General features: G+C 40.0%; 19 protein-coding genes, 1 other RNA gene and 1 pseudogene. 9 read left to right on the top strand and 12 right to left on the bottom strand.

What is annotated here, in order from left to right; translation table 11 throughout:
• Positions 1-6: 6 nt before the first annotated feature.
• Complete coding sequence (locus J8L73_RS02555) at positions 7-750, bottom strand: competence protein CoiA family protein (RefSeq protein WP_211014593.1); 744 nt, start codon at positions 748-750, stop codon at positions 7-9.
• A gap of 62 nt (positions 751-812) precedes the next feature.
• On the bottom strand, positions 813-1,268 hold the full coding sequence (locus J8L73_RS02550) for a hypothetical protein (protein WP_211014591.1): 456 nt from the start codon (positions 1,266-1,268) through the stop codon (positions 813-815).
• Between the two features lie 425 nt (positions 1,269-1,693).
• Here J8L73_RS02550 and J8L73_RS02545 point away from each other — a divergent pair, with 425 nt between their 5' ends.
• The 5 genes and pseudogenes from J8L73_RS02545 to J8L73_RS02525 all read left to right on the top strand — a co-directional run.
• Entirely contained in the window at positions 1,694-3,118 is a 1,425-nt protein-coding gene (locus J8L73_RS02545; protein WP_211014589.1) for a sugar porter family MFS transporter, read from the top strand.
• A gap of 131 nt (positions 3,119-3,249) precedes the next feature.
• Complete coding sequence (locus J8L73_RS02540) at positions 3,250-3,663, top strand: YeeE/YedE thiosulfate transporter family protein (protein ID WP_138682877.1); 414 nt, start codon at positions 3,250-3,252, stop codon at positions 3,661-3,663.
• A 4-nt stretch (positions 3,664-3,667) separates the two neighbouring features.
• Entirely contained in the window at positions 3,668-4,069 is a 402-nt protein-coding gene (locus J8L73_RS02535; RefSeq protein ID WP_211014587.1) for a DUF6691 family protein, read from the top strand.
• 152 nt (positions 4,070-4,221) lie between these two features.
• Positions 4,222-5,043 carry a mechanosensitive ion channel domain-containing protein gene (locus J8L73_RS02530; RefSeq protein ID WP_247659540.1) on the top strand — a complete coding sequence of 274 codons (822 nt, stop codon included), beginning with the start codon at positions 4,222-4,224 and terminating at the stop codon, positions 5,041-5,043.
• Between the two features lie 164 nt (positions 5,044-5,207).
• Positions 5,208-5,564 (top strand): annotated as a pseudogene (locus J8L73_RS02525) (mechanosensitive ion channel family protein); the annotation flags it as partial.
• Between the two features lie 51 nt (positions 5,565-5,615).
• On the opposite strand, the gene J8L73_RS02520 reads toward J8L73_RS02525, so the two are convergent.
• On the bottom strand, positions 5,616-7,751 hold the full coding sequence (locus tag J8L73_RS02520; protein WP_211014585.1) for a TonB-dependent siderophore receptor: 2,136 nt from the start codon (positions 7,749-7,751) through the stop codon (positions 5,616-5,618).
• A gap of 234 nt (positions 7,752-7,985) precedes the next feature.
• Here J8L73_RS02520 and zigA point away from each other — a divergent pair, with 234 nt between their 5' ends.
• Both zigA and J8L73_RS02510 read left to right on the top strand, forming a co-directional pair.
• Positions 7,986-9,185: a zinc metallochaperone GTPase ZigA gene (gene zigA, locus J8L73_RS02515; RefSeq protein ID WP_211014583.1), complete on the top strand. Its 1,200-nt coding sequence runs from the start codon at positions 7,986-7,988 to the stop codon at positions 9,183-9,185.
• Positions 9,185-9,874 (top strand): DUF1826 domain-containing protein, encoded by a 690-nt coding sequence (locus J8L73_RS02510; RefSeq protein WP_211014581.1) that lies wholly within the window; start codon positions 9,185-9,187, stop codon positions 9,872-9,874. Before zigA ends, J8L73_RS02510 begins: the two co-directional genes overlap by 1 nt.
• A gap of 25 nt (positions 9,875-9,899) precedes the next feature.
• Here J8L73_RS02510 and J8L73_RS02505 read toward each other — a convergent pair whose 3' ends face one another.
• The 4 genes from J8L73_RS02505 to J8L73_RS02490 all read right to left on the bottom strand — a co-directional run bounded on the left by J8L73_RS02505 (position 9,900) and on the right by J8L73_RS02490 (position 15,253).
• Complete coding sequence (locus tag J8L73_RS02505; RefSeq protein ID WP_211014579.1) at positions 9,900-12,659, bottom strand: hybrid sensor histidine kinase/response regulator; 2,760 nt, start codon at positions 12,657-12,659, stop codon at positions 9,900-9,902.
• A gap of 687 nt (positions 12,660-13,346) precedes the next feature.
• A complete protein-coding gene (locus J8L73_RS02500) occupies positions 13,347-13,748 on the bottom strand; it encodes a zinc-ribbon domain containing protein (protein WP_211014577.1) in 402 nt (133 codons plus the stop codon).
• A 394-nt stretch (positions 13,749-14,142) separates the two neighbouring features.
• An RNA gene (gene ffs / locus J8L73_RS02495) (signal recognition particle sRNA small type) lies at positions 14,143-14,239 on the bottom strand.
• Positions 14,240-14,377: 138 nt separating this feature from the next.
• Positions 14,378-15,253, bottom strand: a complete 876-nt coding sequence (locus J8L73_RS02490) for a DUF3014 domain-containing protein (protein ID WP_211014575.1) — start codon at positions 15,251-15,253, stop codon at positions 14,378-14,380.
• Positions 15,254-15,466: 213 nt separating this feature from the next.
• Here J8L73_RS02490 and J8L73_RS02485 point away from each other — a divergent pair, with 213 nt between their 5' ends.
• Positions 15,467-16,612, top strand: a complete 1,146-nt coding sequence (locus J8L73_RS02485; RefSeq protein ID WP_211000674.1) for a patatin-like phospholipase family protein — start codon at positions 15,467-15,469, stop codon at positions 16,610-16,612.
• 15 nt (positions 16,613-16,627) lie between these two features.
• Here the strand turns inward: J8L73_RS02485 and J8L73_RS02480 are convergent, their stop codons facing one another.
• Positions 16,628-18,601 carry a monovalent cation:proton antiporter-2 (CPA2) family protein gene (locus J8L73_RS02480; protein ID WP_211014573.1) on the bottom strand — a complete coding sequence of 658 codons (1,974 nt, stop codon included), beginning with the start codon at positions 18,599-18,601 and terminating at the stop codon, positions 16,628-16,630.
• A gap of 133 nt (positions 18,602-18,734) precedes the next feature.
• On the opposite strand from J8L73_RS02480, the gene J8L73_RS02475 reads away from it, so the two are divergent.
• Positions 18,735-19,631 (top strand): GGDEF domain-containing protein, encoded by an 897-nt coding sequence (locus tag J8L73_RS02475; RefSeq protein ID WP_211000647.1) that lies wholly within the window; start codon positions 18,735-18,737, stop codon positions 19,629-19,631.
• A gap of 68 nt (positions 19,632-19,699) precedes the next feature.
• Here J8L73_RS02475 and J8L73_RS02470 read toward each other — a convergent pair whose 3' ends face one another.
• From J8L73_RS02470 to dnaE, 4 genes are all read right to left on the bottom strand, one after another.
• A complete protein-coding gene (locus J8L73_RS02470; RefSeq protein WP_211014571.1) occupies positions 19,700-20,041 on the bottom strand; it encodes a hypothetical protein in 342 nt (113 codons plus the stop codon).
• On the bottom strand, positions 20,041-21,345 hold the full coding sequence (tilS, locus tag J8L73_RS02465; protein ID WP_211014569.1) for a tRNA lysidine(34) synthetase TilS: 1,305 nt from the start codon (positions 21,343-21,345) through the stop codon (positions 20,041-20,043). Before tilS ends, J8L73_RS02470 begins: the two co-directional genes overlap by 1 nt.
• 92 nt (positions 21,346-21,437) lie before the next feature.
• Positions 21,438-22,394: an acetyl-CoA carboxylase carboxyl transferase subunit alpha gene (gene accA, locus J8L73_RS02460; protein ID WP_211014567.1), complete on the bottom strand. Its 957-nt coding sequence runs from the start codon at positions 22,392-22,394 to the stop codon at positions 21,438-21,440.
• Positions 22,395-22,410: 16 nt separating this feature from the next.
• Positions 22,411-25,902, bottom strand: a complete 3,492-nt coding sequence (gene dnaE, locus J8L73_RS02455) for a DNA polymerase III subunit alpha (RefSeq protein WP_211014565.1) — start codon at positions 25,900-25,902, stop codon at positions 22,411-22,413.
• Between the last annotated feature and the right edge of the window lie 2 nt (positions 25,903-25,904).

The raw sequence follows: 25,904 nt of genomic DNA, 5'->3' as shown, positions 1-25,904 counted from the left end.
TGTAACTCATTTAAACTTTGCCAAGAAATCATTTTTAATACATGCCTTAATACAGAAACTACTATAATTGTTAAAACGCATTAATTGCCAGATGACACCTTGTCCAAAGTCCAAATAGACTGGTTTTGTTGCTTTAAACCAAACATATCTAGGCCTTTTCCAATCAAAGAGGAAGTGTCCTACATGCGTGGATTTAATTATTCCATCTATTTTATCTGAGCTATGTATTTCTACTAACTCATTCGGACCTCGATACTCAGAAATAAAAGAATAAACGAAATGAGTTTTATGATTACTTGAATGAATAGATATATCTTCCATTGATTCATGCAGAGGATCAGGAAGCATCGCACGTAATTTTATGTTTTTCGCTAGATTACGACCATTAATTACCCAAATCATATCCCCGTAGAAATCCTCTCTTGATTTCAACTCAGCTTCAGACATTGGGGAGTTTTGAAATTCAATTACAATATTCTGCTCATTAACGACATCTGCAATATGCTTTTCACCACTTTTATCAAAGTATACTATTTCTCGATTATGATCTTCCCAATGATTTTTCCAATCTCGATGCCATTGGGGTTCATTATCCCACCAAGGATCACAACTACATTTTACCTTGTGCGCCCAATGCCATCTAATTTTTGAACCACACTTTGCTACGGTTGGACTACAACAATATATACATACCCCTTTCATCTTGGGCAGAGGAGCTTGCTTAAATCCGTCAACTAATGAAAATTTCATAAGTACATAACACTCGGTTATATAATGCCTCTATCAGCCGCTGCTGGATTGGCTTGTTATATTTATTTACCCAATTCAGGAGCGGGTAACGTTTTTGTAATACTTTTATTTAGCGAATGATTGTCAAATGCTATAGAAACCATTGAAAGTTTCGCCACCAATTTTTTTCCCTTGAATAAAGCTAAATCCGTTCCTAATTCTGCCCCGTCAAGATCGGAGAGTGGAAAAGTTTTGTCAATCTTTTTCCAGCCAGATAATCCTTTAAGTAGGATTACTTCACTGTCTATTTTGATTTCGTATTGGCGAAAGCTAAGTACCATCCACCAAGCAAAAATAGATGTTGTAACCAAAGCGAGAATTAACGCCAAAAGTTGTTCATTTGGCGATAACGAAGTATTGCTCTCGCTAAGGAATAAAAGAGCGCCAGCATATATTGCAAAGAATCCGATACAGTTAAATAATAGTAAAAACATTGATTTAAAAATGATTTGAAAAACTGAGCTACGAATTACAGACATGGTATCTCTATAGATATGACAATTTAATTTACGACATTTGACGGATTATAAACCGACAAATGTCCCTATTTTATAATCTATTAACCTTAACCACCAAATAACCACATGTAAACAATTACTAAACCTCATATCAGTTTATGTAATTGCAAAAACACACCAAAAGGGTGAGAGCAGTAATATTGGCTAAACAGGCACTTACTATACAAAGCACATTGTTTATCAAAATTTAGCATGTGTTATTTAAAAGGCGCTACTTAATTTCAAAGTATTGAATCTAACGCATTTAAACTAATACCTTTAAATTAAAGCCTTTAAAAAAAATTTAATTTATCCCCGCTAAATCGTTATACCTGCACAAATGTATTCAGCCATAGCGCTTTACGATATTATGCTCCTTTATATTCAATTTAACTTCAGGGCATACAATGACAACGCACACACCGCCTTCCCACTCAGCCAACACAGCTGAAAATTCTTCTCTTTTTTACGTAATTTTTATCTCTGCCGTGGCTGCTATTGGTGGCTTTTTATTTGGTTTTGACTCGGGCGTTATTAACGGCACGGTGTCGGCACTCGGTAATGCATTTAATTCAAGCAGTGTGGCTACGGGGTTTAACGTAGCGTCTGTTTTACTTGGTTGTGCCCTAGGTGCGCTTGCTGCGGGGCCACTGGCTGATAAGTTTGGTCGCCGTGCAATTATGATCATCACCGCGATTATTTTTGCTATTAGCGCGTTTGGGTCGGGCATTAGCGAAAGCTCGGCCGAGTTTATTTTTTACCGCTTATTTGGTGGTTTAGGTATTGGGGCTGCATCGGTATTGGCGCCAGCTTACATTGCTGAAGTTGCGCCACCAGCCCTTCGTGGTCGTTTAGCTACACTTCAACAACTCGCTATTGTACTGGGGTTATTTGCTGCGTTTTTAAGTAACTATTTAATAGCTGATGCAGCAGGTAGCGCGCAAAATATTTTTATGCTTGATATAGCCGCTTGGCGCTGGATGTTTTGGGCTGAGCTGGTGCCTGCAATACTGTTTTTAGTGGGTGTGTTGTTTATTCCTGAGTCGCCTCGTTATTTAGTGGCGCAAGGTAAAGTAAACGATGCCAAAGCGGTATTTAGTAAAATTTCGAACGACAACGTTGATGCGCAAATAAGCGATGTTAAAAGCTCTTTGCATAGCGATAAAAAGCCGAGTATTCGCGATTTATTTATTGATGGCAGTAAAAAAGTGCACCCGATTGTATGGGCGGGCGTTGCGCTGAGTGTATTTCAGCAATTTGTAGGTATTAATGTGGTGTTTTATTACGGCTCTGAGCTTTGGCAAGCTGCTGGGTTTGACGAGTCGCAATCGCTATTTATAAATGTATTAGCGGGTACTACTAATATTGTATCGACTTTTATTGCTATTGCCCTAGTTGACAAAATTGGCCGTAAGCCACTGCTACTAGTAGGCAGTATTGGTATGTTTATCAGCTTAAGTGCCCTTACTTATATATTTGGCAGCGCAGGCCTTGATGAAGCAGGCAAGCTCGCACTTAGCGATAACATGGGTACGTTTGCGCTTATAATGGCTAACTTATTTGTGGTATTTTTTGGCTTAAGTTGGGGCCCTGTTGTGTGGGTGTTATTAGGCGAAATGTTTAATAACCGTATTCGCGGCGCAGCGCTCGCTGTTGCTGCAAGCGCACAGTGGATTGCTAATTTTGCCATTACCATGACCTTCCCTATTATGCTGGCTAATATAGGCCTTGCCGGTGCTTATGGCTTTTATGCGTTATCGGCACTTATAAGCATATTCTTTGTTGTTAAATACATTACAGAAACCCGTGGTAAAACACTTGAGTCTATGTAGGTTTTAAAAGCGGTGATATTAATCGCCAGCTAAAAAGGTATCGGGTGCTAACTGCTTAGCGCCAAACCAACAAATATAAATTGAAATGGAGCAGTCAGGCATAGGTATGTCTGTTGTTTGGAGAATTTAAAATGGTTACAGAGTTTACGCCAATAGCTGCAGCTACAGGTGGTGCTTTAATAGGTATAGCCTGCGCACTATTACTTGTTTTATACGGAAAAATAGCCGGTATATCTGGCATTGTTAAATCTGTTTTTAATAAGCAAACGTCTGAGTCGCGTTGGAAATTATACTTTATTGTAGGGCTATTATTAGCCGGTATTGCGGTGCGTATATTTGCGCCGTCTTTATTAGAAGGTGAGCTGAGCTTATCACCGGTGCTTATTGTTATAGCTGGGTTACTTGTTGGCATGGGCACCTCTTTAGCTAACGGCTGCACAAGTGGGCATGGCGTATGTGGTATGTCGCGTTTTTCTACCCGTTCTTGGGTTTCAACATGTACATTTATGGCCGTGGCTATAATTACAGCAAATCTGGTAGGGTAAAAAAATGACAGCAGTAATTCATGTTATTTTGGGGTTTATATTTGGTTTAGGGCTTATCATTAGTGGTATGACAAACCCTGACAAAGTACTTAACTTTTTAAATTTTCAAAACCAATGGGATGGCAGTTTAATTATTGTAATGGCGGTAGCTATGGGAATAATGATGCTTACGTGGTTTTGGGTTGCTAAAAAAGATAAACCACTACTTGGTGAAACGTTTACTTTAAGTGATGTTAAAAATATTAGCCCTCGGCTAATAACTGGCTCGGTATTGTTTGGTTTGGGCTGGGGTTTAAGCGGAATATGCCCAGGTCCGGGGCTTGTACAACTGACCTCACTTAAAATGGAGTTTTGGTTATTCTTTGCAGCCGTACTTAGCGGTATGTGGATAGCTAAAAAAATATAATCTTAACTATTTACCCTTCATTAAAACTGGCAGGTATTAGCTGCCAGTTTAACCTTATTTAAGTAGCCTCTCTTTAGTTACTTAACCTAACTATTAGTTTAGGTACATAACTTGCTGCTTTACCCTTTAAGTTTTTAAAAAAGGGATCTGTAATGTCTGTTAATAAGTTTTACAACCTAACAGAGCAGCCTTGGGTGGTTATTGCCATTTGCTTAGTTACGTTAACTATAGCCTTGTTTTGTATCCGTTTTTTTATAATGTACTGGCTCAAAAAGTGGACCTCTCATACCAAATTTATATTCGATAGTTTATTTATAGAGTCAATTTCTAAACCGCTCACCCTTTGCACAATAATTGTGCTACTCACCATTATAGAGCAAGGCCTTTTAATAAGAAATGAGTCTATACCGCACTTTATTTCGTTTTCGACCATTAATATTATTTTGGGCTTAGTGGCTATTATTTTATTTTTTGATCGCTTTTTTGTTGGCACAATTAATTATTACAGTAAAGAGTCGGCGGTGATTTTTAATTCGCAAAGTATTATTAAAGGCGTTATTAGGGTTAGCGTTTTATCGGTTGGGGTTTTAGTTTTAATGGGTACTTTGGGTATTTCTATTACGCCTATTATTGCCTCATTGGGTATTACCTCGCTTGCTGTGGCTCTTGCCCTACAACCCACCCTTGAAAACTTTTTTTCGGGCGTACAACTTGTTATTGATAAACCCATACGTGTAGGGGATTTTATTGAGCTTGAGTCAAAGGAGCAAGGCTTTGTAGAAAAAATTGGCTGGCGCTCTACGTGGGTTAAAATGCTGCCAAATAATATGATTATTATTCCTAATAGTCAGCTTTCTAAATCGCGTATTAGTAGGGCGTGCTGCTCTTTGATGATTGAATTTGCAGCAGCGTGTTTGGTTTTTAGGCAAGGCAGAGCCTATGAAGTGTGGTTATTCCCCATAAATAGGCGATAACGCAGCATAAATACCAAACATGCACTGCCCTTTGGGTTCTGCCTAGGGGCGATAAACTCTTTGTTGCTCGGTTTTTACTTAGCCCACTAGGTTACAAACCTCGCGCCGCGATTTAATCGCCCCTAGATTGAACAAATTTCAATCCGCAAAGTTCAACACGCCCTCATTACTATTACCTCGAAAAAGAGCTAAGTCTACCTGTTGATGTAAGCGTTCATTACAGCTCAGACTTAGAATTTGTAGAGCAAGTAACGCTTGAAGTTGCGCGCCAAGTACTGATTGACCATGAATGGGGTGTTGATGATTACAATACCTTTGTGGTGTATCACACCTTTGATAGCTCAAGCATTAATTTTACAGTAATGCTGCGTGCAAAAGAGTATTTTAATCGGTTTTGGGTTAAATCGGCATTTATTAAAGCTCTTCATAAACGCTATAATCAAGAAGGTATTGTGATCCCCTTCCCTATTACGGCCATTAACACTGCACAAGAAGCTGCTAATTTTAATAGTGATAAATAGGTATAAGGTAATACTTAAAAAAGCGCGAGATTAATCTCGCGCTAATAAGTATTAAAATTTATAGGTTACTTGGCCTACTATTTCACGCGGGCTGCCAGGAAAGTGGCCGTTACGCTCACTAAAACCGCTTACTGCGTATTCTTTGTCAAATACATTATTAATATTTACACTTAATAACACATCATCAAAGCGGGTAGTCCAGCTCATATCAAACACAGTAAATGGTTTAACTTTTTGGCCATCTTGGCTAACTTGCTCACTGACATAGTTGACCCCAAATGCAATCGAAGAGTCTATTTTATCAAGGCCAAAACGCGACCATAAGCCTGCTTGATGGCGTGGGGCATTAGCAAAACGAGTACCGTCACCGTAAGTGTCTCCAATTGAGTCTCCAGTGACTCCTTCTATTACAATCGTGTCGTTGTACGCGTAATTAGCGGTAACAGTCCAATGCTCTGTTAAATCACCCACCAGCGTTGTTTCAAACCCACGGCTTTCTACTTCACCTATATTAATAAGTGCAGCAATTCCGTCACCCGCGCCCGTGTCATCAGGGTTACTTAATACAACGTTTTCTTTATTAATTTGATAAACAGCAAAGGTGCTCATAATTTTGCCATTCAGCCATTGGTTTTTCATGCCAATTTCGGTTTGTTTTCCGGTTTCTGGCGTTAAATTACCCTCGCCCTCTATATCTTCTTGATCCTCTGAGGAGGTAGGGTTAAAGCTTTCTGAGTAATTTATGTATACCGAGGTGTTATCAGCTGGTTGGTATGTAAGAGCCACGCGCGGAGTTATATCGCTATCTGAATAACTAAATCCCGTTTCTTTATTTAGCTCTTTAAAATGATCGTAACGCAGGCCGGCAATAATGGTCCATTGCTCGTTAATGCTTAAAACATCTTGCAGGTAAATACCAAAACGGTCGCTTTGTATTCCATCGCGGTTTAGGTCGGTTAAGTTATAAGTGCTTGGGTCTGTCTCGCCGTAATTTAAGTCAAATATGTTTAAATTAGTAACACCATCGGCTTCATAACGCGCTCGCAAATAATCGTACTCGTTATCAACGGTGTGATAGTCGCCACCAAATAATACCTGGTGTGTTAATTGGCCTTGCTCAAAACTATAAATGAAGTCGGTGGTTAAGCTTGTTTCTTCGTTAGCGCGATATTGCTTGCGGTATTCGCGTTTAATCGTTTCGTCGTCAATATTGGCAACACCATCGCCGTTTACATCTACCCAACTTTGTGACTCATGGTAGCCTTGGTCGCGTTCGTTATCCATATAGCGCAGTGTGCTATTTACAGAAAAGTCATCACTAAAGTAATGACTTAGCTCGGCTTGAAGCACCAATGCTTCCATATCTTGATAATCAACGGCTTCATTAGCGTTATAACTTGGGTCAACTAAAAAATTGCCGTTGTCGTCTACCGGTACGCCACGTAAGCGATTTCCGCCTAGGTCTTGTTTAATGTAGTCAACACTTGTGGTTAAGGTTGTTGAATCACTTAAATCAAATAATAAGCCGCCTGTTAGCTCGGTGTTTTTTGAGTCTGCATTGTTACGAAAGCTGTCTTGTTCTTCGTAATAACCACCTACACGGTACGCCATGGTGTCGGTTAAACCGCCGGTCATATCAAGTGATGCACCACGCGTGTTGTAATTGCCAAGCGTAAGCTTTAGCTCTTTGTTTTGTGTGTATGTTGGCTTTTTGGTCACGTAGTTGATCATACCGCCGGGCTCGCCGCCACCGTATAATGCCGAGGCTGGGCCTTTTAATACCTCTACACGTGCTACATTAAATAATTGTGGTACACCAAAGCCCGAGTATGGGTCGCCGCGTACACCGTCGTAAAATACATTGGCATCGTCTCTAAAACCACGAAAAGTAACACCTGAGTAACTGTACTCACTTACCCCTGCTATTGAGCGGTATAAATCGGTAATATCGCGTGCGGCTTGGTCAATTATAAGTTGCTCGGTTAATACCTGTGCAGATTGCGGTAATTTAATAAGATCTAAATCCGTTTTAGTCCCAATTTTACTTTCGGTTTCAAGGTAAAACTGCTGGGCACGGCCAGTTACTTCTATTTTTTCAATATCGTTATTTTGTTCAGCAAATGCCACATTAGAAAAAGCAGAAAGAGACGCAGCAATACTGAGCGCCAAATTAGTACGGTTAAACATGAAAGTCCCTAGAAGAATGCAATTAGATAACAACTAAAATGATAACTCTTATCATTTGCACAATCAATAAAAGCACTCTACTAAAACCTTCTAAGTTTTAGAACGAATATCATTTAAAACAAGGTGTTATTTTGTTCTCGCCTATGTAGAAGTTAATAAAGCGGCTGGCGTTACTAGAATATAAAATTGATATAATATAACATACCGGAAATTTCAATTTAGTAAGATTTTAAAATGATAAATAAACTGCCCGTCACAGTGTTATCAGGTTTTTTAGGGGCTGGTAAAACCACCGTACTTAGTCATATTCTTAACAATAGAGAAGGCAAAAAAGTAGCCGTTATAGTTAACGATATGAGCGATATAAATATTGATGCAGCCACAATTAAAAGTGATGTATCGCTTAGTCACAGCGATGAAAAACTAGTTGAAATGAGTAACGGCTGTATTTGCTGCACCCTTCGAGAAGATTTACTCATTGAAGTAGGTAAGCTAGCTAAAGATGGTCAATTTGATTACTTAGTTATTGAATCAACAGGAATATCGGAACCCTTACCGGTTGCAGAAACGTTCACTTTTGCTGATGAAAACGGTGTTTCACTTGGTGATGTTGCCACTCTTGATACGATGGTGACCGTAGTTGACGCCGTTAACTTCTTAAACGATTACGAGCAAGCAAACGATTTACAAGATACTGGCGAGTCACTTGGTGAAGACGATGAGCGAAGCGTAACCGACCTACTTGTAGATCAAGTTGAATTTGCTGATGTAATTTTAATTAGTAAAACCGATTTAGTTACCGAAGAGCAGTTAAATAAACTTACTGCCATTTTAAATACACTTAATACTCAAGCCAAAATTATTCCTATATCAAATGGCAGTATTAATATTAATGAAGTACTAAACACCGGTTTGTTTGACTTTGAACGCGCCCAACAAGCCCCTGGTTGGCTTAAAGAAATGCGCGGTGAACACATTCCCGAAACGCAAGAGTATGGTATTAGCAGCTTTAATTATACGGCGCGCCGTCCGTTTGATCCTGAAAAATTTTATAACTTTCTTCACAATACCGAGCAATTTGGCAAACTCATTCGCTCTAAAGGTTACTTTTGGCTCGCAACGCGCCCTTTATTTTGCGCGCAATGGAGCCAAGCTGGTGGCATAGCTCATTACGGGTTTGCAGGCATGTTTTATAAAGCAATTCCTCAAAAAGACTGGCCCACAGAGCCCGAACTGCTTGCTGATATAAACAGTAAATGGGTAGAACCCTTTGGTGATATGCGCCAAGAGCTAGTGTTTATTGGTCAATCATTAAATAAACAAGCGATGATTAATGCGCTTGATGACTGCTTATTATCAGAAGATGCCGTACTTAAGGGTAAAGACTTTTGGAGAACCTATAACGACCCGTTTCCTATTTGGGAGGAAGAGTAATGAACGCCTTGGCCCCGTTAACAGCGCAAATAAAACCAGCTGAAGAACTCCACCGAAGAGCGGCAAAAGGTAGTGATGCCAGTGTTTTGCCACAAATTTATAACCAAGACACTAACATTGTTATTTGGCAAAGAAGCACAGCCGAAAAACTAACAAAAGCTGTTAATACACTCATTGCCACCAATGCGTTAAAACCATTAGAACTTGCTGTATCGCCCGATGACGCTTTTGATCAGTTAATAACTGCGCTTAAACCAAGTGATAATAACCGCGACGAAGTTAACGCTTTGTGTGAAGACATAGCACTATTAGTTGAAATGTTTTGCTGTCTGTTTGATTTAAAACGCGCCGGTTTAAGGCTAAAAATATTAGATAAACCCATGTGCCCGCGCTTTCATGTAGACAAAATTCCGTGCCGATTAGTTACCACTTACCAAGGTGTTGCTACGCAGTGGTTAAATCATAGCGATGTAGAGCGCTCAAAACTTGGTGCAGGTAATTTAGGTAAGCCAGACGAAGAGTCGGGCCTATTTAAAAGCCTAAATAATATCAATCAACTCCAGCAAGGCGATGTTGCGCTGCTTAAGGGTGAGTACTGGGATGAAAACGAAGGCGCAGGGCTTGTGCATCGCTCACCTCCGGTGGCTGAAAACGAGCAACGCTTGTTACTAACCCTCGACTTTATTTAAATTATTAACAACTAACGCTGGTTTATTAGTCAACGTTAATTGCTTTAGTAATAACACTATACAAACTTTGCGTATTTACTGGTTTAGATACAAAATCGTCCATGCCTACGTTTAAACAGCGCTGTTTATCATCTTCGTAGGCATTGGCGGTAATAGCAATAATGGGCACATGTACTTTAGTGTTTACCTCGTTAGCACGTATTGTTTGCGTGCACTCGTAACCATCCATGTTTGGCATTTGGCAATCCATTAAAATTAAGTCAAAGGTGTTCCCTTTAAGTACTTTTAACGCATCTATACCATCGTGAGCCATAGTCAGTTGTATATGCGTTGGCTCTAGCATTTTAGCGATTACTTGGCGGTTTATAGGGTTATCTTCCACTAGGAGTAATTTTTTGCTTCCAAGGACTGGTACTGATTGTGACTCGACTGTTGCTGCGCCCTTAATATATTTAGCTTTAGGTGCATTAATATAAAACTTAAGCATACTGCCTTTGCCTGGTTCACTATTTAAAGAAATTTCACCCTGCATTTTTTTAATTAAGCCTTGGCTAATTGCCAAACCAAGCCCTGTACCGCCATACTTACGCGCAACACCTATATCAGCTTGAGTAAACTCACTAAATAATAACGACTGCTGCTCTTTAGCTATACCTATACCACTATCAGACACACTTACACGCAATTGCTGATCGGCATAATCAAACGTTAACCGCACAAACCCGCGCTCAGTAAACTTGTACGCATTAGATAGCAAATTAATGATAACTTGATTTAAACGTAAGTCATCAACGTTAATACATTCAGGTAGAGTGTTACTGCATTGGACAATAAATTGCACATTGTTGGAGCTTATAATTGGAGAAAACAACGATTTAATGTTTTCAATAAACGGGGCTAAATCTGTAGGACGCGCGCTAATTTGCATTGCATTGGCCTCAATTTTAGAAAAGTCTAAAATATCGTTTAAGATTTTTAATAAATTTTGTGCACTTTTTTGTTGGGTGTCTAAAAGACCCCTTTGCTCGTCGGTTAACGAACTATCACGCAGCAATACCTCACCCATGCCTAAAATACCATTCATCGGGGTACGTAATTCATGACTCATGTTTGCTAAGAACTGCGATTTAGCCACATTAGCTAAATTGGCACGTTCCACTGCTTTTTTAAGCTTTTTAGTTTGCTCCGCCACTTGTTTTTCTAGCTGATGGTTAAACTCACTGAGCTGCTTATTAAGGTCTTGGTTTTTTATATTAGATGCTTGAAGGTTTTCTATCGAATGCTTAAGCGCAGTGGCTAACATTTCAAATTGCTGTTGAAGCTGAAGTACTTCCTGCCAACTCGAATCAGTATTAAAAGTATGTTTTTTTGATTGGTTAAAGCTTTGCATTAAATTAGTTAAGCCTGTAATTGGCTGTACTAATAAATTTGCAAGCTGGCGTACAAATAGCACAACCAAAGTAATTAGTGCAGCACCTAACAAAATACTGGGCAACCATGCTTTTGCTACGGCCATACTCAAATGTTTACGATTATAAAAAGTAATTACTTGCCAATTGTTCTGCGGATTAACATATTTAGAACTGTGATAAACCTCGTTATTGTTAGAACGGAATAAATTTTTATCGCCCATGTTACGCCCGTTAAAACCATCCTCGTTAAAGTCGGTTAATATTTCAAACTGCTCAAGCGAGCTAAAAACTACTTTTTGTTCATCATCCAGTACAACTAATTCGCCAGTGTTTTCAAATAAATTAGGTATAAACTGCTCTAATCGTCCAAGTTTTAACGACCCCTCTACTACGCCGTAAAACTCGCCATCACGATAAATAGGTGCAGACAGCGCTACAATAGCTTCATAACCAAGCCCTCGACCTCTAAGCACGCCGCCACTGTAACCCAAAGGATACTGCTTAGCCTGATTAAAGTATTCACGGTCAGTTACATTACGCTGCGCGTTAGTTAACCCCGCTATAAGGTTATTAGGCGACGTTATTTCGACAAAGCCACTCGGGTTTGCATATAAGCTTGAAGTAAACCCAGGAAATAAACTCATTAACCTTTTTAGCTGCTGTTCAATGTCAGTTCCTGCGCTTATTGCATCACTACTCATTACTATCGCGTTTTTATGAAAGGTTAAATAATCGCTCAATTGCGTGCTGATATATTTGGCTTTTTCTTCAAGCTGGGCATCCACCTCATACTCTAAACGAGAGTGGTGGTCGTTCACTAAAATTACACTAGTCAACAAAATAACCAATATAATAATAACGCTTACAACATAGCTAAGAATGCGGGCAAGCGGCCTGCCTTGATATGCTCGGCTGGCATGAGGAACAAATACACTAAATAAGTCGACTAAAACTAAACTAATTAAAGCATTTACAAGGTACTTTGATATTGCAACAACTAGCGTTAGCCACGGGAGACTAATAAGAAACTGCCCTATTCCCCAAATTATTGGTAAACCAACTAGAAGCCAAAAAACAGTACCAAGGGGGAGTATGGGTTTAGAACGACGTAAACAAAATCTATAAAGCCAAAAAAGCTCGAGTAAATACACTATGCTCGGCCAGCAATGCCCCCACCTGTAAAGTAAAAAGCAAGATACAATAGCAAGGCTCAAGCACGCATATCGCAGCCCAATAAACACTAAGCTACACAATACAAATACTTGCCCGAATAAAAACTCAGAACTATCGAAAAAATACAACGGTAAGAGGTTAACTAAACCACCTAGCAACCCTAATAAAATGGCGAGTATCCACTTACTTGTATGGGGCATTAAATAACCTTGGTACTTTGTTAACACGTTGAGTGTAAATTAATGTGATTTTTACATTATTACGTACAAGTCAAGGGTTGTCTAGCAGCAATAAAATAGGAACGAGTAAATATTCTTTTTTTTCAGTAGGTTAATTAACTCAGATGACTTTACCAGCCAAAGGTAAATTTATGAACTCGTTATTTAAATGTCCACAGCAACAAAAACATTAACAGCTGCACATAGTAAACTATCTAAAATAACTATTATAAGAAGCCAAAAGATTAAGCGTATAGCAGTAGTATAATCCGCTTTTTGTACAGCGATTAAAGTTTTAATGCTTACTAGGTTCAGGTAAACAGGTGAAGTACTATCCATATAGGTTGAAAAGTTTTTCCATAGTTCATGCGTTTGTTGCTTTGTTAGCCTAGATATCCCCATAACACTATGAATGCTTCCACCACGCCACTGTGTGTATAGAAATTAACAATGAGTATGCGTTTGCCGGTCTTTTTGGGCAAGCTTTATCGATTGAACTAGTTTTGGTTCAAGCAAGTGGTACTCAAAACTAGCCAGAAGATACTTTTCAGCAAACGAGCTAAACGAAATAGCAACTAAAAATAAAAACAGATTCCTTTTCAATTTTTCTCCAAAATACATAACGCGCAAACAAATGCATTGCGAAAACCACACCTTACAAAAGCGTATTTATGCTTTTGTAAGGTGTTTTTTGATAAATACAGCGCGAGGATCACTCCCTTTCGCTCCATAGGTGACATAAACCTCTAGCTTATTCAGCCATTTTTGGAGAAAAACCTTATCATTAAGCTTTGATTTTTTATCTAGGCAATATTCGTTTTCAAGCAGTTGTAATTCATTTTTTAATAAACGCTCTTCTTTCCAGCAAACCTTACAAAGAACTCTTTGAACCCACATATATGCTTTTTTCACCTCAAAGGTATATTTTTGATCTTTTGCTGAAAAAATTTCTCTTTTTTTGCATTTCAAACAATCATATTCGATATCTGAATAATAACTTTCAAGATACTCGTACCCTACAGAGCGTTTAGACTCCTCTGAGTATTTTTCTTTATTTAATGGAATTCTCATAATTCTCGTTTCGCATAGCGGCTTATTCAATCATTTAAAAGTGCGCGAATCGTGCATGTTCTTTTTATGTCACGTTCGCTCATCTACTTCATGCAGTTTTAACAAATTACCTAAAACAATACTATTACTAAGTTTTTGTTATTTTTAAGTAAGGTGAAATACGAAAAATACGCGCGAGCCGCTCAAGGTTAGCTATGGGTTGCCAGCCATATACTGGTATTGAACAAAAACTCAATACAGCTAAACGCTTTCTCAACATGCATTAGTATTTAAGGAGTTTAGGTTGCTGAGTAACAAATAATAACGACAAGATCGAAATAAAACTGTTTAGGAAATATGTAAATGAATTTTATAAGTGAAGTTTATACACCCAAATGAGGAATTTGGGTGGCAGTCTTACCAGCCACATCTCGGCACACACGTCACAAACTGTGGCTGCTCCCTTCCGGGCCTGACCAGGTTCGCCTGCTAGTGTTGCGAGAGGACCAATAAGACTACCATTGAGGGCCTTGGTTGGCGCGGGAGAGATTATCTCTACTTTTACTGTGTTATTCAAGGGATAATCAAAAAAGAAAGTGCGATTGCATACTTCATATACAATCGCGGCTTTTAAATATATTTTGTGGCTGTTATTTGTTCTCTAACTGCGCTTTTATATTACGAAGTGCTGCTTTTACTTTTTTCATGTTTTCTGGACCCATGCGTAAAAGCTGTTTTTGAGCAGCAGGAAGTTGCTCCCATTCAGAAAATGCATACTGATACGTTACTGAATCGCGTAGCAATGGTAACTCACCTTCTGGTTCTGGCGTATCGAGTAGTAAATCAATAGCATCTTCAAGCGTTTGATTAAACTCATCATCACCGTAACCAATTTCGCTGTAAGCGTTGTTTATAAGTGGTTTATATTCTTCGTACATGCGCACAGCTTGTGCAGCACTCATACTTGTGAATACTTTTACATAAGGAGTGTAACGCTCGTAGCTATTAGGATCGATTGTTAAAATGTCCCCCTCGTTTACACTAAACTCTTCTTCTGGCTTGACCACTGGTGTGTGCTTTTTAGCAATTTTACCTTTGGCTATGTTATCTATAAATACAACGCCACGGCGAATCACGTCATCGGTTACCATTAGGCTCATTACTGAATCACTTAGGTATTCGTCGATTTTTGCGACTACTACATCGTCACTTTCATCAAGCGTTGGTAGTGACTCTACTTCAGGCTCTGGCTCAACTGGACGCTGTGCTGGCACTTCTAGGTTTTCTGGTTTTTCTGGCATAACTGATGGCGCTTCAACAACAGGATCGTTCTCTGGTTTAAGCTCCATCATTGGCTGCTCTTTTGGTGCTTGCTCTACCTCTGTGCGCTTTTGTGGCTCTTCACTTGGTTTTAAAAGTACAAATGCGGCAGCACACACCACAATAATTAAAATAATAACGGCGAATAAAAAGTTGTTATTAGGCGGACGTTTTTGAACATCTGACGCTTCTGGTTTATCTGACATACAAACTCCATAAAAATTAAAATGCATTATCACTCAGAGTGCTCTGAATGGAAAAAATTCATTATGAGCAAAACTATTACTGTAACTATTTTAGCTCACAAATATAAATGTAAGCTTACTATACGTAGTAACTCAGTTATCCTTTGATTCTTCTAGCTTAAAGACTTACAGTTAATAAATAAAGTAAAGACGTTGAACAGTTTAAACACTAATATGAAAATCAAGCAAGTCGATCCAGAAAAACCAAAAATTGCTCTGTTATTAACAGGGGGTGGCGCACGAGCCGCTTATCAAGTGGGTGTTTTAAAAGCCCTTGCCCACAGCATGCCACGTACCGCTCCTTTACCGTTTAGAGTAATAAATGGCACCTCAGCTGGGGCTATTAACTCAGCCGCTTTAGCATGTTATGCCTCTTGTGCACATTTAGCTGTACGTAAACTTGAATCTGTTTGGAAAAACTTTTCAACCTCTATGGTGTATAAAAGCGACTTTTTAAGTGTATTTGGCCATATAGCACGTAATATATTAACCAGCTTTCAATCTGAGCATATAAACCACCCTCCTGCGAGCTTATTAAATAATCGCCCTTTGCGAGGGCTGTTAAACGAAATTTTAGATTTACACCGAATTGAGCGTAATTTACACCGTAATTACCTAGATGCATTATCGATTACAGCCTCTAGTTACACCACCGGTGATTCTGTGGCATTTTTTCAGTCAAACACACAAACATCGTGGCAGCGTGCAAAACGCGAAGGTCAAGCAACACGTATTAATGTTGAGCATTTAATGGCATCAAGCGCCATTCCTATGGTGTTTCCTAGTGTGAATATTTATAACCATTATTTTGGTGATGGCTCAATACATCAGCTTTCGCCTTTAAGCCCATCTATTCATTTAGGGGCAGAAAAAATATTTATTATTGGGGTCGATCAACCTAAAGAGCTTCATCCTCCAGGGTATTCTCCTCATTATCCGGGCCTTTCGGCTGTGGCTGGGCATTTACTTGATAGTGTATTTACCGACACCATGCAATCGGATTTAGAGCGCTTAGACCGCATTAATCGCACTTTAGGGCTACTACCCGCTCGCGATAAACACCAAGAGCTTAAACAAATTGATACCTTTGTAATTAACCCATCACAAAACTTTAATGCCATTGCTGCGCAATATTACAGCGATATGCCGTGGGCTATTAAAATGCTACTGCGCACTATTGGTGTTAAAAAGCATTCACAATCGAGTTTAACCAGCTACCTGTTATTCGAAAAACGCTACACTCAGCATTTAATGCAAATAGGCTTTGAAGACGGTATGAAAAAGTTACCGGAAATACGTAAGTTTTTAGAGCTAGATTAAGCCCAAACAGGCGCGTTATTCTATTCCATCGAGCAGGTAGTGTTCTACCCGCTCTACCCTTCTAGGTTTACCTTGCAGTACGAGTACATCGTTAGCGTAAAGCGTTGTTTGCTCATCGGGCGTATCTATTTCTTGCCCTTCTCTGCGCAGTGCTTTAACGATTACTCGGCGTTTAGCTAAATTTAACTCTTCTATTGCTTTATTAACTGCAAAGGCTTGCGGCGGTAATGCTACTACATGTAAATATTCTAAACGGTCAGTTGAGGTTTCTTCACTGTCTTTAAAATAGCCCGCGTAAAAACTTTGCATTAACGGATAGCGGTTTCGACGCTCTTTACTAACTCGGCGCACAATGCGTGTCATAGGAACGCCCGACATAGATAACCCATGCGAAACAAGCATTAAACTCGCCTCAAGCGATTCAGGCACGACTTCTGTTACACCTAGCTCTTTTAAATAACCGAGTTGGCTGTCGTCACGGGTTCTTATCAGTATTTTTACGTTAGGAGCGAGTTGTTTTATAGCGTCTATAACCACTTGTGCCTGTTCAAACTCTGTAAAGGTAATAATAACTAAACGCGCACGTTCTACGCCCGCACATTTTAAAATATCTTTTTGCTTAACATAGCCAAATATTACAGGCTCACCGGCGGCTTTACCTTCTTGAACCAAAATAGGGTTACTTTCTATTGCTACATAATCTATGGCCTCGGGCTTTAAAAACCGCGCTATCGTTTGCCCAACCCGAGAAAAACCACAAATAACAACATGATCGTTGTAAAGCGTACTGCTTTGTGGCTCACTTTCTGTGGCTATACTTGGGTGCTCTAAAATTCCCAATTTGTTTAAAATAAAAGGCGTTTTATCAATTAAAAATGGCGTAATAGCCATAGATAACACGCCAAGCGCAATTAAAAACGAAGCCTGTTCAGAGTTTAATAACTGGTGTTGCCCAGCAAGAGCTATTAACACAAAGCCAAACTCTCCCATTTGCCAAAGCATAATACCGCATGCTAGGGAGTCTTGATTTCGCTCATGCATAAGCCGAGCACTGAGCGCAACAACAGTAATTTTTAGTATTAATAAACTAAGCAAGGCCGCAATGATTAGTAAGCTGTGGTTGAGAACAAATAAAATATCGAGCTGCATACCAACGGTTACAAAAAATAGCCCCATTAAAATATCCCGAAATGGTCTTATATCGGCTTCTAATTGGTGCCTATAATGGCTCTCACCTAGCATCATTCCTGCTAAAAAAGCTCCTAAGGCCATGGATAGGCCAAACATATAAGTCAATAAGCCTGCAAACAGTGCAACCAAAATAGTGGTCAGTACAAATAGCTCATCGGTACGTACTTGGGCTATTTCGTTAAATACTTTAGGTAGCACCCACTTACCAATTGCCCACAATAAAACACATACAAACGCCCCCTTAGTTAAAGCAAAGGCTAATGCCCAACCAATACTTTGCGAGCCACTTGAGGCAAACAACGGAAGAATAATAAGTAAAGGCACTACGGCAATATCTTGAAACAGCAACACACCCACGGCAAGTTGCCCACGGCGCTGATTTAATTCACCGGTTTCTTTTAATAATTTAACCACTACAGCCGTTGAAGAAAGCGCCATAATCGTGCCAATGGTAAAACTGGTAAGTAAGGAAAAGTCTAAACAATATAAAATTATAATGAAGAGTAAGCTGGTAACACCCACTTGCAAGGAGCCAAGCCCAAATACGAGGTTACGCATTGCCATTAGCCGAGAAATAGAAAACTCTAATCCAAGACTAAAGAGTAAAAATACAATTCCTAACTCTGCTACAAATTCAATTTCATGCGATTGAGCAAGCCAACCAATACCATGGCTACCCGCTAAAACCCCCGTAGCTAAGTACGCTAAAATTGGTGGCAACCCTATGCGCTTAAAAAACCACACAAAAAGCACTGCCGCTACTAACAAGCCAAAAATTTGAGCATTTATACTTTGCAAATTTGGGCTCCGGCGTCAATTAAACTAAGGAATGTACTCTAAATATAGCAACCATATGTTTATCAAGCAATTTTAAAATATGGCATAAAAATCGCTTAGTTACTGCAAAGCAACACCCTCGGGGGAGATTTTAATGGAAAACGTCCATATTTTGACACAACGTGTATCTGGTCGCGGCGACTTTTTGCCGTTTTCAGCGGAGCACACACAAGTTAATGAGTCTGCGGTAACGCATGATCTAGTTACTGAGTTACAAACAAGCTTAGTTATTGAAGATGTTTTAGCTATTTATGCAAGATTTGCTAAGCAATTGCTCAATTTTTCTGGGCTGCAGTTTCAATCAACGCTAGGCACTGCACAAACATCAGATAGCGACACTAATACTACGCCTTATATATATGACTTATCTATTGGTAAAGAGCACTTAGGCCAGTTAATTTACTTTAGCCAATTTAAGCTTAATGCAGCGATAGAAAGTAAATTGCGCACTTTACATTCGGCACTCGTTTATCCGCTTCGTAACGCAATGATGTATAGTCGTGTATTAAAGCTTGCTACAAAAGATGCATTAACGGGTTTAAATAATCGCAGTCAATTTAATGATTTTTTGCTTCAAAAGCTCGAAAACTGCCGCCGTTACCAACGCCCATTTAGCCTTATGCTGCTTGATTTAGATAACTTTAAGCAAGTTAATGATAACTTTGGCCATAAAGTAGGTGACGACATGCTCAGGGAGTTTTCAAAAGTATTATGTAGCAGCATAAGAGGCACTGATTCGGTATTTAGATTTGGTGGAGATGAGTTTGCATTACTGATTGAAGACCCTGAATTTACGACCAATAAGGTCATTGCTGAGCGAATCATGTGCTTAGTTAGAAAGTCACCGCTCATGTCTCAATACAAAGTCACAACCAGCATTGGTTTTTCTTTAGCAAGCAGTCAAGATTGCGAAAACGAAATTTTTGCTCGAGCCGATAAAGGCTTATACAAAGCAAAAGCATCTGGTCGCAACTGCGCAAAAGCATATTAGTATTTTTAACTGTATTAAAAAAAGCCTGGCTTCCCCCGCTAGGCTTTTTTATTGCAAAAATTCCAATCCTAAAGTTTTGCATTTACCAATTTATAAATAAACAACGCAGCACAAAAACCAAAAAAGAAGCCGCTCACTAAATTAAGTAATGCTGTAATACTCGCAAGCGGGGTAAATAATACTAAAACCAATGGTAAACTTACGCCTAAAATAAAAAATAGCCCGCCTTTTCCTAACCAGTAGGCAAGTAGTAACGCCGCAGATACCACGCCACCAGCAACAGCATAGCCCAAAGTAATAATATTAAGCTCTAGTAAAAAATTTGCTATAACAGCAACTAAAGCAGTTAAAAGCATGCCCATTGGCGCTTTATTAACTAACGACAAGCCTACATGCGGCTGCTCACTCATTATTTACACTCCCAAATAATACCGTTTTCATCTTTGTGTTTCTCACTTACAAAATAACCCACTGCTTGCACAAGCTCATCGTTATAAAATATTAATGGCACCTGCGATCGCAGCCAAGGCGCTACTTTTGCATCTTTAAACCAATGTTTTAGGGTGTTACTACCTGGTTTTTTTAACGGCTTTATACGAGCACTATTATAATCAAATCGCACGCTTACTTGTTCATTAGTAAATGGCTCACGCACACCTTTACCGCGTTGTTTTAATAATAAACGGCCATCACTAAGTGTTAGCTCATCTGAGATTAAAAGTTCATTGCTTAATGGTTTACGCGGTACAACGAAATATAAATATTCTTGATGACGACGTATTTGCCCATCGGTTAAATCAATCTGCATTTGCGAATCAGTTTGAGCATTGCAAGCTTGGTTTATTATTTGCGACAACTGTTTTTGCGAAGGCATAACTTGAGTAAATAGCGCCAGCCAAGCACGCACAACATTTGCTGTTCGTACATCGCTATAGTGAATTATTTGGTTAATACACAAACCTTGCTGCTCATTTAAACTTTGGCTTAAATCAATTTGTGTATACTCATCAAGAAGCGCTTGCTGTTGCTGTAATAAACTTATACTTCGCCCCGCACATTGCTCAAAACCATTAAAGCGCTCTGCCAGTAATGGCACTACACTTGCGCGTAAAAAATTACGATCAAAGCGTTCATCCGTATTTGAGTCATCAGTAATGTGGTTAATATTAAACTCAGCGGCAAAGGCTTCAATATTACTACGCGTTACATTTATAAGCGGCCTAAAACATATACGCCCACTACTAAGAGTGCGAGTTTGCTGCATAGCGCCTAAGCCTTTTAGGCCCGAGCCACGTTTTAAGCGCAGTAAAAATGTTTCTATTTGATCGTTTAAATGCTGACCTAATAAAATAATACTTTCAGGTGCGCTTAGCTCATCAAGTGCTTTATAACGCGCATCACGTGCTTGCGCTTCAAGGCTTGTTCGTGTTTTTTGCTCTATGTGCACCGCAGCTGCATTAAAAGGCACATTGAGATCAGCACACAATGTTTGACAAAATTGTTGCCAGTCTTGAGCATATTGACTTAAACCATGATTAACATAAATAGCACTTACGTTTAGCGTTGGTATTTCTTGCTTTAGCAAGTGCATCACATGAAGCAATACAGCAGAATCAACCCCACCCGAAAGCGCTACAGTAAAATTATACTGTTGTTGCTTAAAAAAATGCGCAAGTGCATGTTTAACTTGTTGATAAATGGCTGATGATTGCATGTAATTCGCTATAAAATTTGTGTTTCTAGTATTTTAAAACAAAAAAGCCGCATAAGCGGCTTTTTTTAACATTTAATGCAATGGCTACTTTATTAGCAGTAACCAAATGACATTAAACGTTTATAACGTTGATCAAGCATGTCTTCAAGCGAAAGAGCCTGTAAATCTGCAAGGTCACGCTGTAAACGAGCTTTTAAGTTACGTGCCATAGCATCGTAATTACGATGTGCGCCACCTAAAGGCTCATCAACTAGGTTGCTGATCAAATCAATCTCTTTAACACGCTCAGCGGTTACACCCATAGCTTCTGCTGCGAGGGGTGCTTTATCTGCGCTTTTCCATAAAATAGAGGCACAGCCTTCTGGCGAAATTACCGAGTACGTGCTGTATTGCAACATGTTAACTCTGTCGCCAACACCAATCGCTAACGCACCACCTGAGCCGCCTTCACCAATAACCGTACAAATAGTTGGCACTTTAAGCGCCGCCATTACTTTTAGGTTACGTGCGATTGCTTCAGACTGACCACGCTCTTCAGCGCCAACACCTGGGTAAGCACCTGGTGTGTCGATAAAGGTCATAATTGGCATTTTAAAACGCTCAGCCATTTCCATTAAGCGTAACGCTTTACGGTAACCTTCTGGCTTTGGCATACCAAAGTTGCGTTTAATTTTTTCAGCTGTATCGCGACCTTTTTGTTGGCCAATAACCATTACTGGTTCGCCATCTAAACGTGCAACACCGCCTAAAATAGCCGGATCGTTAGCAAAAGTACGATCGCCTGCAAACTCGTCAAATTCCGTGAAAATGCGCTCGATATAATCTCGAGTGTAAGGACGCAACGGATGACGCGCTAACTGCGATACTTGCCAAGCGCCTAAATTAGAGAATATTTCCTCTTTTTGCTTAGCACTTTTTTCTTTTAATTTGCTGACTTCCTCTTCTAACTCAAGGTCTAATTCGCCAGCGCGGCTTATACTTTGTAATTCTTCAATTTTTGCTTCTAACTCTGCAATCGGAAGCTCAAAATCAAGATAATTGAGGCTCATGCTCTAAACTACCTAATCAGTTAAATTCTAGTTCTACATCTTGTGCCGCCATGAGTGATAACTTATGAATTAAGTCGTCGCTCGGCGTAACACACCATTCGATCCCTAGGGTTAATTGCGCCAACGCATCGGGGCGTTGGTAATAAACCTTGATCGGACACGTTCCCATTTTATAAGGTTCGAGTACTTTTTGTAATTTATCGAAGAAACCTGCCTCGATTTGCACCATGTTCAGCGTCATTTTAATCGCTTTAATACGTTTTTCACGCGCTTGAGCAATGGTGTTTATTTCTCTGGCGGTCATTGTAATGCCACCGGAGAAGTTATCAAAGCTGACCTGTCCAGATATTACCAAGATATTGTTAACTTGAAGCATTTCTTGGTACATTTCGAACTGTTCTGGAAACAAGCGTACATCAATACGGGCGCTCTTGTCATCTAAAGTTATTAACCCCCAACGATTTCCTTTTTTATTAATTAAGGTTCTCGCTGAAATAACTAAACCAGCCGCTGTAGAGAGTACATCACGATTAGTTGGCTGTAAATCCACCAGCTTACCGCTGGTGTAATACCTAAGTTCTTTTCGGTACTGATTTATCGGATGCCCTGTCAAATAAAGGCCTAGCGTATCCTTTTCACCTTCAAGCCATTGGTTATCCGTAAGGCCCGTGGCTTTAATAAAGGCTTGTTCTACCTCATCAGGCTCGGTGGCTAATAAACCAAATAAATCGCTTTGCCCAAGCTGCTCTGCCTTATTATGCTGTTCGGCTGCGCGCATGGCATCTTTTAAACTTGCCAGTAACGTTGCACGCCCTGCTTGGGTTTTTTCTGGACCTAGTTGATCCAAAGCACCGGCATAAATTAATTTTTCGGTAACGCGTTTATTTAAGCGTTTTAAATCTACTCGGGCACAAAAATCAAATAAGTCTTTAAACGGACCGCCTTTTGCGCGAGCTTCTAAAATAGCATCTACCGGCGCTTCACCTACGCCTTTAATTGCACCTATACCGTAAACAATTTCGCCTTGCAGGTTTACCGTAAACTTAAACTCACCGGCGTTTACATCTGGCGGTAATAAGGTGAGTTTCATGTTTTCACATTCATCTACCAAAATTACTATTTTGTCGGTGTTATCCATATCTGCCGACATTACCGCAGCCATAAATTCAGCTGGGTGGTGCGTTTTCATCCACAGCGTTTGGTACGAAACAAGTGCATAGGCCGCCGAGTGAGATTTATTAAAACCATACCCTGCGAATTTTTCTACCAAGTCAAAAATTTTGATGGCGAGTTCGCCGTCAATACCATTATTGCGTGCGCCATCTTCAAACGTTGAACGCTGTTTTGCCATTTCTTCGGGTTTTTTCTTACCCATTGCACGACGTAACATATCGGCGCCACCTAGCGTGTAGCCTGCGAGCACCTGCGCTATTTGCATTACTTGTTCTTGATACAAAATAATGCCGTACGTAGGATCGAGTATTGGCTTTAAGCTTTCGTGCTGATACTGCGCATCTGGGTATGAGATTTCTTCTCGGCCGAGTTTTCGGTCGATAAAGTTATCTACCATGCCTGATTGCAGTGGACCTGGGCGAAACAAGGCCACGAGGGCAATCATATCTTCAAAACAATCGGGTTTAAGGCGACGTACTAAGTCTTTCATGCCGCGCGACTCTAGCTGAAACACTGCTGTTGTTTCGGCGCGCAGTAATAGCTCTATACTTTTTTTATCATCCAGTGGGATGGTGTTTATATCGACGGGGTCCTTACCTTCGCGCTGCATTCGCACGTTGGTCATATCCACAGCCCACTGCAAAATGGTCAAGGTACGTAAACCCAAGAAATCGAACTTAACAAGGCCTGCAGTTTCTACGTCGTTTTTATCAAACTGAGTAACCGGAAATTTACCTTCGTCATCGCAATAAAGTGCAGCAAAGTCGGTAATAGTGGTTGGCGATATTACTACGCCACCCGCATGTTTACCGGCGTTACGTGTACACCCTTCGAGGATGCGACACATGTCGATTAAATCTTTTACCTCAGAGTCACCGTCGTAGGCTTCTTGTAAGCGCGGCTCAACTTCAAACGCTTTGGCAAGGGTCATACCTGGATCGCCAGGGATCATCTTCGAAATACGATCAACAAACCCATAAGGATGACCAAGAACACGGCCAACATCACGTATTACCGCTTTTGCCGCCATGGTACCAAAGGTGATAATTTGCGATACCGCGTCACGGCCATACAACGCCGATACGTGATCAATTACTTCATCGCGCCTGTCCATACAAAAATCGACGTCAAAATCGGGCATTGATACACGTTCAGGGTTTAAGAATCGCTCAAAGAGTAAATCAAATTCAAGCGGGTCGAGGTCGGTAATTTTAAGTGCATATGCTACTAATGAACCTGCACCAGAACCACGCCCAGGGCCTACCGGTATATTGTTATCTTTACTCCACTGAATAAACTCCATTACGATCAAGAAGTAACCTGGGAATCCCATTTGGTTAATTACGCCAAGCTCGACAGCTAAACGCTCATCGTATTCAACCCGTTTTACTTTTCTATCTTCTTCATCTGGGAATAAAAACTGTAGTCGCTCTTCAAGGCCGTCTTCTGAAACTTTAACTAAAAAGTCTTCTATTTTTAATGAACCCGTAGGGTAATCGGGTAAAAAGTAAGTCCCTAATTGCACCGTTACATTACAGCGTTTGGCTATTTCTACGGTATTTTGTAGCGCCTCTGGAATATCGCTAAAAAGCTCAGCCATTTGCTCTGGCGTTTTAAGGTATTGTTCTTCGGAGAATCGTTTAGGGCGGCGTTTATCATCAAGCGTGTAACCGTCAAAAATGGCCACGCGAATTTCGTGCGCTTCAAAGTTCTCAGGCTTTAAAAATACCACTTCGTTAGTGGCTACAACCGGTAACTGCTCTTTGGCTGCAAGCTCTACCGCCATGTGTAAGTAGTCTTCTTCAAGGGGGCGGTTAGTTCGTACAAGCTCTAAATAGTAATGATCGCTAAAGTGCTGCTTATAAAAGCTAACAACAGATTCAATAACGCCCGGATTGCCTTTTAAAAGCGCTTTACCTAAATCGCCATCTTTAGCGCCCGAGAGAATAATTAATCCTTCTTTGTGATTTACTAGCCATTCACGGTCAATTACAGGGCGATGAAATACATGCCCGCGCTGGTACGCTTCAGATATCAATAGCGTTATATTTTTATAACCGTCGTTGTCTTTCGCTAAAATAGTTATACGACATGGTTCATCTGAAAATTCAGGGCTACGTAGCCAAAAATCAGCACCCACAATCGGCTTTATACCCGCATTGTGCGTGGCGCCATAAAACCGCACTAAACCACAAAAGTTCATTTGATCAGTGATAGCAAGCGCAGGCATTTCGAGCTCTTGCGCTTTAGCGACTATTGGCTTGGTTTTGGCCAGGCCATCAACCATCGAAAAATCTGAGTGAACCCGTAAATGTACAAAATCTGGTGCAGCCATGG

The sequence above is a fragment of the Pseudoalteromonas sp. MMG006 genome (genome assembly GCF_018101025.1).
Lineage (GTDB): Bacteria > Pseudomonadota > Gammaproteobacteria > Enterobacterales > Alteromonadaceae > Pseudoalteromonas.
This window is presented reverse-complemented; position numbering and strand designations above follow the sequence as displayed.

Coding starts and splice junctions, on each gene's coding strand:
- dnaE (WP_211014565.1), bottom strand. CDS start 25,902: ATGGCTGCACCAGATTTTGTACATTTACGGGTTCACTCAGATTTTTCG.
- J8L73_RS02555 (WP_211014593.1), bottom strand. CDS start 750: ATGAAATTTTCATTAGTTGACGGATTTAAGCAAGCTCCTCTGCCCAAG.
- J8L73_RS02505 (WP_211014579.1), bottom strand. CDS start 12,659: ATGCCCCATACAAGTAAGTGGATACTCGCCATTTTATTAGGGTTGCTA.
- J8L73_RS02475 (WP_211000647.1), top strand. CDS start 18,735: ATGGAAAACGTCCATATTTTGACACAACGTGTATCTGGTCGCGGCGAC.
- J8L73_RS02510 (WP_211014581.1), top strand. CDS start 9,185: ATGAACGCCTTGGCCCCGTTAACAGCGCAAATAAAACCAGCTGAAGAA.
- J8L73_RS02540 (WP_138682877.1), top strand. CDS start 3,250: ATGGTTACAGAGTTTACGCCAATAGCTGCAGCTACAGGTGGTGCTTTA.
- J8L73_RS02490 (WP_211014575.1), bottom strand. CDS start 15,253: ATGTCAGATAAACCAGAAGCGTCAGATGTTCAAAAACGTCCGCCTAAT.
- J8L73_RS02550 (WP_211014591.1), bottom strand. CDS start 1,268: ATGTCTGTAATTCGTAGCTCAGTTTTTCAAATCATTTTTAAATCAATG.
- J8L73_RS02520 (WP_211014585.1), bottom strand. CDS start 7,751: ATGTTTAACCGTACTAATTTGGCGCTCAGTATTGCTGCGTCTCTTTCT.
- tilS (WP_211014569.1), bottom strand. CDS start 21,345: ATGCAATCATCAGCCATTTATCAACAAGTTAAACATGCACTTGCGCAT.
- zigA (WP_211014583.1), top strand. CDS start 7,986: ATGATAAATAAACTGCCCGTCACAGTGTTATCAGGTTTTTTAGGGGCT.
- J8L73_RS02545 (WP_211014589.1), top strand. CDS start 1,694: ATGACAACGCACACACCGCCTTCCCACTCAGCCAACACAGCTGAAAAT.
- J8L73_RS02530 (WP_247659540.1), top strand. CDS start 4,222: ATGTCTGTTAATAAGTTTTACAACCTAACAGAGCAGCCTTGGGTGGTT.
- J8L73_RS02535 (WP_211014587.1), top strand. CDS start 3,668: ATGACAGCAGTAATTCATGTTATTTTGGGGTTTATATTTGGTTTAGGG.
- J8L73_RS02500 (WP_211014577.1), bottom strand. CDS start 13,748: ATGAGAATTCCATTAAATAAAGAAAAATACTCAGAGGAGTCTAAACGC.
- J8L73_RS02485 (WP_211000674.1), top strand. CDS start 15,467: ATGAAAATCAAGCAAGTCGATCCAGAAAAACCAAAAATTGCTCTGTTA.
- J8L73_RS02470 (WP_211014571.1), bottom strand. CDS start 20,041: ATGAGTGAGCAGCCGCATGTAGGCTTGTCGTTAGTTAATAAAGCGCCA.
- accA (WP_211014567.1), bottom strand. CDS start 22,394: ATGAGCCTCAATTATCTTGATTTTGAGCTTCCGATTGCAGAGTTAGAA.